The organism is Jiangella asiatica (assembly GCF_004349065.1).
Taxonomy (GTDB): Bacteria; Actinomycetota; Actinomycetes; order Jiangellales; family Jiangellaceae; genus Jiangella; species Jiangella asiatica.
On sequence record NZ_SMKZ01000032.1, the window covers coordinates 67,699 to 74,555 of the forward strand.

The 6,857-nt window shown below is 68.2% G+C and carries 15 protein-coding genes; all 15 read left to right on the top strand.

Translation table 11 applies throughout. The features are described from left to right. The first annotated feature begins 26 nt into the window (after window positions 1-26). The 15 genes from E1269_RS20615 (at window position 27) to E1269_RS32420 (ending at window position 6,818) form a co-directional block, all read left to right on the top strand. Window positions 27-611 (top strand): RuvC family protein, encoded by a 585-nt coding sequence (locus tag E1269_RS20615; protein WP_131898018.1) that lies wholly within the window; start codon window positions 27-29, stop codon window positions 609-611. Then, entirely contained in the window at window positions 608-1,291 is a 684-nt protein-coding gene (locus tag E1269_RS20620) for a DNA cytosine methyltransferase (RefSeq protein ID WP_131898020.1), read from the top strand. The genes E1269_RS20615 and E1269_RS20620 overlap by 4 nt, the downstream gene beginning before the upstream one ends. Beyond that, window positions 1,288-1,587 (top strand): WhiB family transcriptional regulator, encoded by a 300-nt coding sequence (locus E1269_RS20625; RefSeq protein WP_203433928.1) that lies wholly within the window; start codon window positions 1,288-1,290, stop codon window positions 1,585-1,587. Before E1269_RS20620 ends, E1269_RS20625 begins: the two co-directional genes overlap by 4 nt. After that, window positions 1,584-1,775: a hypothetical protein gene (locus E1269_RS20630; protein ID WP_131898022.1), complete on the top strand. Its 192-nt coding sequence runs from the start codon at window positions 1,584-1,586 to the stop codon at window positions 1,773-1,775. Before E1269_RS20625 ends, E1269_RS20630 begins: the two co-directional genes overlap by 4 nt. Then, window positions 1,772-2,509, top strand: a complete 738-nt coding sequence (locus E1269_RS33500; RefSeq protein WP_239000977.1) for a DNA-methyltransferase — start codon at window positions 1,772-1,774, stop codon at window positions 2,507-2,509. The genes E1269_RS20630 and E1269_RS33500 overlap by 4 nt, the downstream gene beginning before the upstream one ends. Window positions 2,510-2,660: 151 nt before the next feature. Beyond that, window positions 2,661-3,011, top strand: coding sequence for a hypothetical protein (locus tag E1269_RS20640; protein WP_131898024.1), 351 nt, complete (start codon window positions 2,661-2,663; stop codon window positions 3,009-3,011). After that, a complete protein-coding gene (locus E1269_RS20645) occupies window positions 3,011-3,859 on the top strand; it encodes an HNH endonuclease (RefSeq protein WP_131898026.1) in 849 nt (282 codons plus the stop codon). Before E1269_RS20640 ends, E1269_RS20645 begins: the two co-directional genes overlap by 1 nt. Further along, window positions 3,859-4,368: a hypothetical protein gene (locus tag E1269_RS20650; RefSeq protein WP_131898028.1), complete on the top strand. Its 510-nt coding sequence runs from the start codon at window positions 3,859-3,861 to the stop codon at window positions 4,366-4,368. The genes E1269_RS20645 and E1269_RS20650 overlap by 1 nt, the downstream gene beginning before the upstream one ends. A gap of 177 nt (window positions 4,369-4,545) precedes the next feature. Continuing rightward, on the top strand, window positions 4,546-4,941 hold the full coding sequence (locus E1269_RS20655; RefSeq protein ID WP_131898030.1) for a hypothetical protein: 396 nt from the start codon (window positions 4,546-4,548) through the stop codon (window positions 4,939-4,941). Further along, window positions 4,934-5,191 (top strand): hypothetical protein, encoded by a 258-nt coding sequence (locus E1269_RS20660; protein WP_131898032.1) that lies wholly within the window; start codon window positions 4,934-4,936, stop codon window positions 5,189-5,191. Before E1269_RS20655 ends, E1269_RS20660 begins: the two co-directional genes overlap by 8 nt. Next, window positions 5,184-5,330 (top strand): hypothetical protein, encoded by a 147-nt coding sequence (locus E1269_RS32410; RefSeq protein WP_162606537.1) that lies wholly within the window; start codon window positions 5,184-5,186, stop codon window positions 5,328-5,330. Before E1269_RS20660 ends, E1269_RS32410 begins: the two co-directional genes overlap by 8 nt. Next, on the top strand, window positions 5,327-5,500 hold the full coding sequence (locus E1269_RS32415) for a hypothetical protein (RefSeq protein WP_162606538.1): 174 nt from the start codon (window positions 5,327-5,329) through the stop codon (window positions 5,498-5,500). Before E1269_RS32410 ends, E1269_RS32415 begins: the two co-directional genes overlap by 4 nt. Then, on the top strand, window positions 5,497-5,691 hold the full coding sequence (locus E1269_RS20665; protein WP_131898033.1) for a hypothetical protein: 195 nt from the start codon (window positions 5,497-5,499) through the stop codon (window positions 5,689-5,691). Before E1269_RS32415 ends, E1269_RS20665 begins: the two co-directional genes overlap by 4 nt. After that, on the top strand, window positions 5,688-6,539 hold the full coding sequence (locus tag E1269_RS20670; RefSeq protein ID WP_131898035.1) for a hypothetical protein: 852 nt from the start codon (window positions 5,688-5,690) through the stop codon (window positions 6,537-6,539). The genes E1269_RS20665 and E1269_RS20670 overlap by 4 nt, the downstream gene beginning before the upstream one ends. Window positions 6,540-6,641: 102 nt before the next feature. Further along, on the top strand, window positions 6,642-6,818 hold the full coding sequence (locus tag E1269_RS32420; RefSeq protein ID WP_162606539.1) for a hypothetical protein: 177 nt from the start codon (window positions 6,642-6,644) through the stop codon (window positions 6,816-6,818). Window positions 6,819-6,857 lie beyond the last annotated feature (39 nt).

Below are 6,857 nucleotides of genomic sequence, written 5' to 3' on the forward strand. Positions count from 1 at the left end.
CTGGACAAGTGGATGGAGAGCGCGGCATGAGCATCGACGAGTGGACCGCCGTCGTCGGCATCGATCCCTCGATGACCGGTACCGGACTCGCCTACGGACACGACCTGCTCGATACCGTCACGTTCAGCCGGAAAGTCGCCGGCGACCAGCGCCTTGCACACATCGACGGAGCCATCGCGGGAGCTGTACGCGGCGCGGGACTCGCCATCATCGAAGACCTGCCCACCCACGGCCACGGAGCCGGCATCACCGGCATGGCGCAGGGCGTCATCCGTTTGGCCCTCATCCGCGCCATGGTCCCGTACGTGACCGTCCCGCCGGCCACTCTCAAGAAGTACGCCACCGGGCGCGGCAACGCGACCAAGGCCGACATGCGCATGGCGCTGTACCAGCGCACCGACCTCGACGTCCGCGACGACAACCAGGTGGACGCCTGGTGGCTGCGACAGATGGGCCGCGACGCCATCGGCCACCACTACGCCGTCAAGCTGCCGCGAGCCCAGCGGGAGGCGATGCTCAAGCTGACCTGGCCCGAGGAAGTGGCGGCGCGGCTGCTCGAGCCGTACGAGCGTCTGGTGCGCGATACGGAGCTCCCGGGAGCTACGCCGTGAGCCGGCCACGCCTGCTGGACCTGTTCTGCGGGGCCGGCGGCTGCTCCGTCGGATACTCGCGCGCCGGGTTTGACGTGACTGGCGTGGACATCGAGCCGCACGACGACTACCCGTACGACCTCATCGTCTCCGACGCCATGAGGGTGCTCCTCGGGGTGGATTTCCTGAGCGAGTTCGACGTCGTCCACGCGTCGCCGCCGTGCCAGGCAAAGACCACGATGTCGAACCGATACCGCGGCAAGGGCGGACGGACCGACGAACACATCAACCTGATCGCTCCCGTCCGAGACCTGCTGCTCACGTGGGGCGGCCTCTACGTCATCGAAAACGTGCCGGGCGCTCGGTTCGACCTGCGCGAGCCGATCACCCTTCACGGCGGCATGTTCGAGCTCGGCGTTGACCGTCCGCGACTGTTCGAGTCCAACGCACCCCTCATGCTCGCGCCGGCGCCTGCCACGCGGAACCCACTAGGCGTATACGGGGCCCGCCCCGACGGCCGCCGCCTCTGGACTCGAGCAGACGGCACTGAGCAGCGAGCCGCCGCCTCGATCGAGGCGGCCGGCGCAGCAATGGGCATCGACTGGATGACCGACTTCCGCGACATCGCAGAGGCCATCCCGCCCGCCTACACCGAGTGCATCGGCGGCCAGCTGCTCGACTACCTGGAGCGTGCCGCATGAGCCGGGGCAGCACCGCGGAGACGAGCTACGCGACCGGGCCCGAGAGTTGGCGGATGCAGGCGGCCTGCCGCGGCATGGACACCGAGCACTTCTACCCGGTGTCCCTCGTCAGCACCGACGGGCAAGCCCAAGCCGCCGAGGCCAAGGCGATCTGCTGGGCATGCCCCGTACGTCGACCTTGCTTGCGCAACGCCCTCGACATCGAGCGACGCGAGCCTGAGTCCCGCGTGCACGGCATCCGCGGCGGCTACCTGCCGAGCGAGCGAATCGTGCTCATGCGGAGGTGGGCGAGATGACCCGCGAACAGCTTCTCGCCGAACTCCTCGTCGAGCGGTACGCGCCGACACGACCGGAAGCGGTCGGCGGGTGGGCGCGTGAGCCCATGCGGACCGACGACTCCGAGCTGACCACGGCACGGCGCCGGCGTGAGCTCGACGCGGCGCTCGAGGGCTACGAGGACCACCGAGGAAGGGGCGCGGCGTGACTGAGCCGTACTACCGCGACGACCAGGTGACGCTGTACCTGGGCGACTGCATCGAGGTCATGGAATCGCTGCCCGATCGCACCGTCGACGCCGTACTCACGGACCCCCCGTACAGCAGTGGCGGCCGCCGCGAGAACGCCCGCAGCATCCGCAAGTCAATGAACCGCGGCGTCGAGGACGACGACTGGATCCGCGGCGACGCCATGAGCACGACCGGCTTCATCTACCTGCTGCGCCTGTGCGGTATCCAGTGGCGTCGGGTCCTCAAGCCCGGCGGGCACGCTCTCTCGTTCATCGACTGGCGGATGGCTCCCAACCTGGTGGCCGCACTCGAGACGGCAGACCTGCGCCAGCATCCGATCCTGGTGTGGGACAAGGCAAAGCTCGGAATGGGTGCGATCTTCCGCAACCAGCACGAGTTCATCGTGCACGTCACGGCAGGTAACCCGTCCGACCCGCAGCGCCGCGACGTGCCCAACGTGCTGCGCTATCCGTCGGTGCGTGACGGTGACCATCCCACCGAGAAGCCGGGGGCGCTCCTGCAGACGCTCCTGTCGGTTGTCACCCCACCCGGAGGCCTCGTCCTGGACCCGTTCGCGGGGTCCGGCTCCACGCTTCAAGCCGCACGCGCGCTAGGACATTCGGCGATCGGAATCGAGGCTGACGAGCGCTTCTGCGAGGTCATCGCCAAGCGCCTCGACCAAGGCGTCCTCGACTTCGGAGGTGCCGCATGAGCACCGTCAAACTGCCTGCTGACTGGCAGAACGGCACCTACCGACAGCCGAATTGCCCGATCTGCGGACGCTTCGCGTACCGGCGTCCGGACGGGTCATGGTCGTTCGGGTGCGTCACGTGGGACGACTATGCGGGCGGGTGGGAGCACGAATGACCAACTGCCAGGCCATGCGCGGCGACGCCATCTGCGGCCGGGAGCCGGCGCGCCCGTACACCTGCGGGCCCCGTTGCCGGGACTGCACGCCCGCCGTGGTGGCCGGGCGACGCGACGTGGAACCGCCGTGGGAAGGGTCGCTCGCGTGGTTCCTCGAACGCGCCGGGAAGGACCGCATCGGCACCCCGCAGTCCGCGTCACAGCTCATCGACGACCGCGCCGTGGCGTCCGGGAAGTCGCGCCGCGGAGCGCACGCCTACCGCGAGGCGCGCATGCGAGAAGACGAACGCCGAGAGCGCGAGCTCGCGGCACGGCAGACAACGACGAATGAGGAGGAGGCGAGCTGATGGCACTGAGCCGGCGACTGCGGTTCGAGATCCTGCGCCGCGACAACCACCAGTGCCGCTACTGCGGGGGCGCGGCGCCCGACGTGAAGCTGACCGTTGACCATGTCGTGCCCACTGCTCTGGGTGGCAGCGACGAGCCAACCAACCTCGTAACGGCGTGCAAGGACTGCAACTCGGGGAAGGCATCGACATCACTCGACGCGCCTCTCGTGGCCGACATCAAGGCTGACGCGTTGCGGTGGGCCCGGGCCGTGGAGATTGCCATCGAGATTCGGATGAGCGATCGGGGGGCGCGAGACGCCTACGTCTCCACGTTCGACGCGGCCTGGAGCGAGTGGACCTACTCGGAGAAGGCATACATCCCGGAAGCCGCCCAAGACGAGCGGGACAGGTGGGCCGAGGTGGCCGGCGATGAGCTGGCTAGCAAGAGCTATCTGCTAGCCATCGACGATGACGGCCGCGCCGTCGTTACGACCCGTGGGGTCGCGAAGTGGGAGAAGCACATCGAGCGGCGCGAGGCTGAGCTGGCCGCCGCTTTCAACGCCCTCCCAGGGCCACGCATATCCGCCATCTGGGCGAGCCGATGGGCTCAACGTCCGACCAAAGTGATCAGGCGCCCTATGCCGAGGCCGGCGAGTTGGCGGTCGTCGATCTGGACCTTCTACGGCGAGGGCATCCCTATTGAGGAGTTGCTCGACGCGATTGTGATCACCCGGGGGAAGGACTACGTCAGCCAGTCCGGGGCATGGCGCTACTTCTGCGGGGTCTGCTGGAGGCAGGTCGAACGCACCCGCGAGGCCGCACGAGAGATAGCCGAGACGCTCGATTCCGACGCTGGGGAGGGCTGATGGCACGTGATCACGCGCGAATCGAGGTCGGAATCTGGTCGGACCCCGACTTCATTTGCCTCGACCCCGCCGACCAGCACATGTATCTGCTGCTAGTCACGAGCCCGCGCCTGTCCTACTGCGGCGTCATTGACTATGTGCCGGCTAGGTTCACCGGCCTCGCCAAGGGCATCACGCCGGCGAAGTTGAAGGCCCGATTGGACAGCTTGGCCGCCCGGCGGTTCCTGGTCATCGACTACGGAACGGCTGAAATCCTGGTCCGCTCGTATGTGCGCCATGACGGCCTTCTCAAGCTCCCGAACGTGACAAAGGCAATGGCCAGCGCCCTAATGGCCGTCGTCTCGCCGGTCGTACGCGACACAGTCGTGGCCGAACTCGCCCGAGCTCGGCGAGAGGAGCCCGACGCCAAGGGGTGGGAAGGGCTGGCGAAGACCTACCCGCGGCTACTCGAAGAGATTGACGCAAAGGGTTCGACGAACCCTTCCGAGAACCCTTCCGGAAAGGGTTAGGCGAATGCTCACACCAACAGTTACCCGAAGGGATGCCGAACTCCCTTCCCCTTCCAGTTCCCCTTCCAAGAACCCCTTCCCCGGGCACGGGGTTCTCTCTCCTACTGGCGTGGTCAATCCCAAATCCAAACTCACGGTGACTTCGCGCGAGGCCGTCATTGGCTTTGGAGGAGAACGATGAACCAGGTCGAGTGCGCGCGCCTCGCGGCCGCCGTGAACCACTACCGCCCCGAGTGGCCTCAGGCGTCGCTGCTGTCGTTCATCACGAAGAACCTCGCCGCCCGGGCGTACCGCGACGCAGCGGTGGCGCTGACGTGGGTTGCGACGGACCCGGCGACCGAGACTCCGGCGCGGGTGCTGGAGAACGGCCCGTGGTGGGTCGCTGCACGCGCCGACGAGAAGGCGCCAACTCCCGACAACAGCGTGGCCGGGAAGTGCCCCCGGTGCCCCGCGTGGACCATCCCAGGTGACGGACACGCGTGCACGCCGGCCGAACCGACCGAGGCCTACCGCCGAGCGCGTGCCGACCTGGCCGCGCACACCACCGACAGCGAGGAGACCAGCGATGGCTGAGCGGAATGTCAGCGTCATCGTGACCCAGGCCGAGATGGACGAACTGGCCTGGAAGCTGGACACCGACTGGGGCTGCAGCCCGGAGCACGCGGAAGGCACGTGCTTCATCTGCGACACGCTCTCCGCCGTTACAAACGCCCTCCGCGATTGGTGGGACGAGAAGGCCGCCGCGGCGGCGTCGGCTCCAGGAGTGTCAACTAGCGGGCCGGGCGTGGAGCCGGACACCGGGGAGGCGGGCAGCGATGCGTAACGCCGAATGCGCTGGGTGCGGGGTCACCGCCGCGGACCTGCCGTGGGAGGAGATGGGCCTGCCCGACCTCGACGAGGCCAGCGACCTGCTGTTCGAGACGCGCGGTGGGGAGACCTGGTGCCAGGGGTGCGCACCGTGAGCGCGCCCGAGCGGCCCGTCTGGCAGCGCCTCGACTGGACCGGCAAGGTCCTGGCCGTGGTCGTGTGCATCAACGTGATCTCCGGAACCCTCCGCGACGACACGCACCACATCACCGTCGCCATCCTCGGCCTGCTGATCATCCACATGCGACTGGAGGGCTCGCGGTGACCGACAAGTACGCGGCCCTCCGTCCCCGACGCGACCGCCAGTGCTACCGCGCCGACGGCGTCCCCAAGAAGCGCTACCGGAGGGTCACGGCACGAGTGACGGCGGCCAGATGGGGCCAGGACGCGTACCGGTGCGGCGAATGCGGCCACTGGCACACCGGCGGCAAGACCACGACGAAGGAGACGCCTTGACCAACACCTGCGCCACGGGCTGCGGCCGGCCGACGCGCGACCAGCGCCTCCTGTGCGACCACCACGTGTGGGAGCTGGAGCAGGCGCTCAGCGACGAGACACACGGATTGCCCGAGCTGATCGACCAGCTCACCACGACGCTGACCCGCCAGGCCAAGATGACTGAGCCAAACGGCGCCCGCGGTGCAGAGCAGCCAGTCCCGTTCGACGGCCGCGCATCCGTGGCACTCAACGAGCTGCGGGTCGTCCTGGTCGGCTGGACGCAGGTGCTCATGGAGACTCACCAACTCGACGCCCCCGACGACACCCTGGCCGCCATGGGGCGCTTCCTGCTCGGCCGGATGGACATGATCGCCAGCCACGAGGCGGCGGTTGAGATCCACGACCAGATCACCCGGGCGTGCTCGTCGGCGTGGCATGTGGTTGACCGTGCGGCGCCCCGGCTGTTCGTGGGCGTCTGCGACTGGGTCAGCCAGGAGGACCGGTCGTCCGAGGCGGTGTTCGGGCACGTGGCCATCCCGTGCGGCTCGTGGCTCTACGCGAAGGTCGGCGCCAAGGAGGTCTCCTGCCCGAAGTGCGGGCGCGCATACGACGTCCGGGTGAGCCGTGACCGACTGTGGGAGGCGCTGTCGGACGTCCTGATGACCATCGCCGAGATCGTGTCGTGGGGCGTCCAGTTGGAGTACATCGACTCCAGGAACACGAAGCGCGTTCGGAACCTGCTCGACCAGTGGGTGAAGCGAAAGCGAATCACGGCGCACGTGGTCAACCGGCACGGCCGCGGACTGTTCCCCTTCGGCGAGACGTTGACGTCGGCCATGGCGGCGACGCGCAAGAAGGCCGCGTGAGGTGCGAATTACACGGCTGTCAGATAGGCTGGGGCCATGGTGGTGAAGTCTTCCCACTGAGGCCCCGCCCATAGCGGGGCTTTTCCATGTGCGGAGGTGCTCATGCACTCCATTGCCGTGCACCCCGGACAGTCGATCAGCTTCCGGTCCATCTGCCCCGCGTGTGGAGGCACCGCCGAGTGGGAGCACCGGCGTGGGCCCATCCTGTTCGACGGGCGGGGCCACCCCATGGCGGGTAGCGACACCTACCGCATCGCCTGCCCCACCTGCCCGGCGTAGACCATGCCCCGTGCCTGGTCCCCCTGCTCCACCCCCTCC

Coding starts and splice junctions, on each gene's coding strand:
- E1269_RS20615 (WP_131898018.1), top strand. CDS start 27: ATGAGCATCGACGAGTGGACCGCCGTCGTCGGCATCGATCCCTCGATG.
- E1269_RS20625 (WP_203433928.1), top strand. CDS start 1,288: ATGAGCCGGGGCAGCACCGCGGAGACGAGCTACGCGACCGGGCCCGAG.
- E1269_RS20630 (WP_131898022.1), top strand. CDS start 1,584: ATGACCCGCGAACAGCTTCTCGCCGAACTCCTCGTCGAGCGGTACGCG.
- E1269_RS20640 (WP_131898024.1), top strand. CDS start 2,661: ATGACCAACTGCCAGGCCATGCGCGGCGACGCCATCTGCGGCCGGGAG.
- E1269_RS20645 (WP_131898026.1), top strand. CDS start 3,011: ATGGCACTGAGCCGGCGACTGCGGTTCGAGATCCTGCGCCGCGACAAC.
- E1269_RS20650 (WP_131898028.1), top strand. CDS start 3,859: ATGGCACGTGATCACGCGCGAATCGAGGTCGGAATCTGGTCGGACCCC.
- E1269_RS20655 (WP_131898030.1), top strand. CDS start 4,546: ATGAACCAGGTCGAGTGCGCGCGCCTCGCGGCCGCCGTGAACCACTAC.
- E1269_RS20660 (WP_131898032.1), top strand. CDS start 4,934: ATGGCTGAGCGGAATGTCAGCGTCATCGTGACCCAGGCCGAGATGGAC.
- E1269_RS32410 (WP_162606537.1), top strand. CDS start 5,184: ATGCGTAACGCCGAATGCGCTGGGTGCGGGGTCACCGCCGCGGACCTG.
- E1269_RS32420 (WP_162606539.1), top strand. CDS start 6,642: ATGCACTCCATTGCCGTGCACCCCGGACAGTCGATCAGCTTCCGGTCC.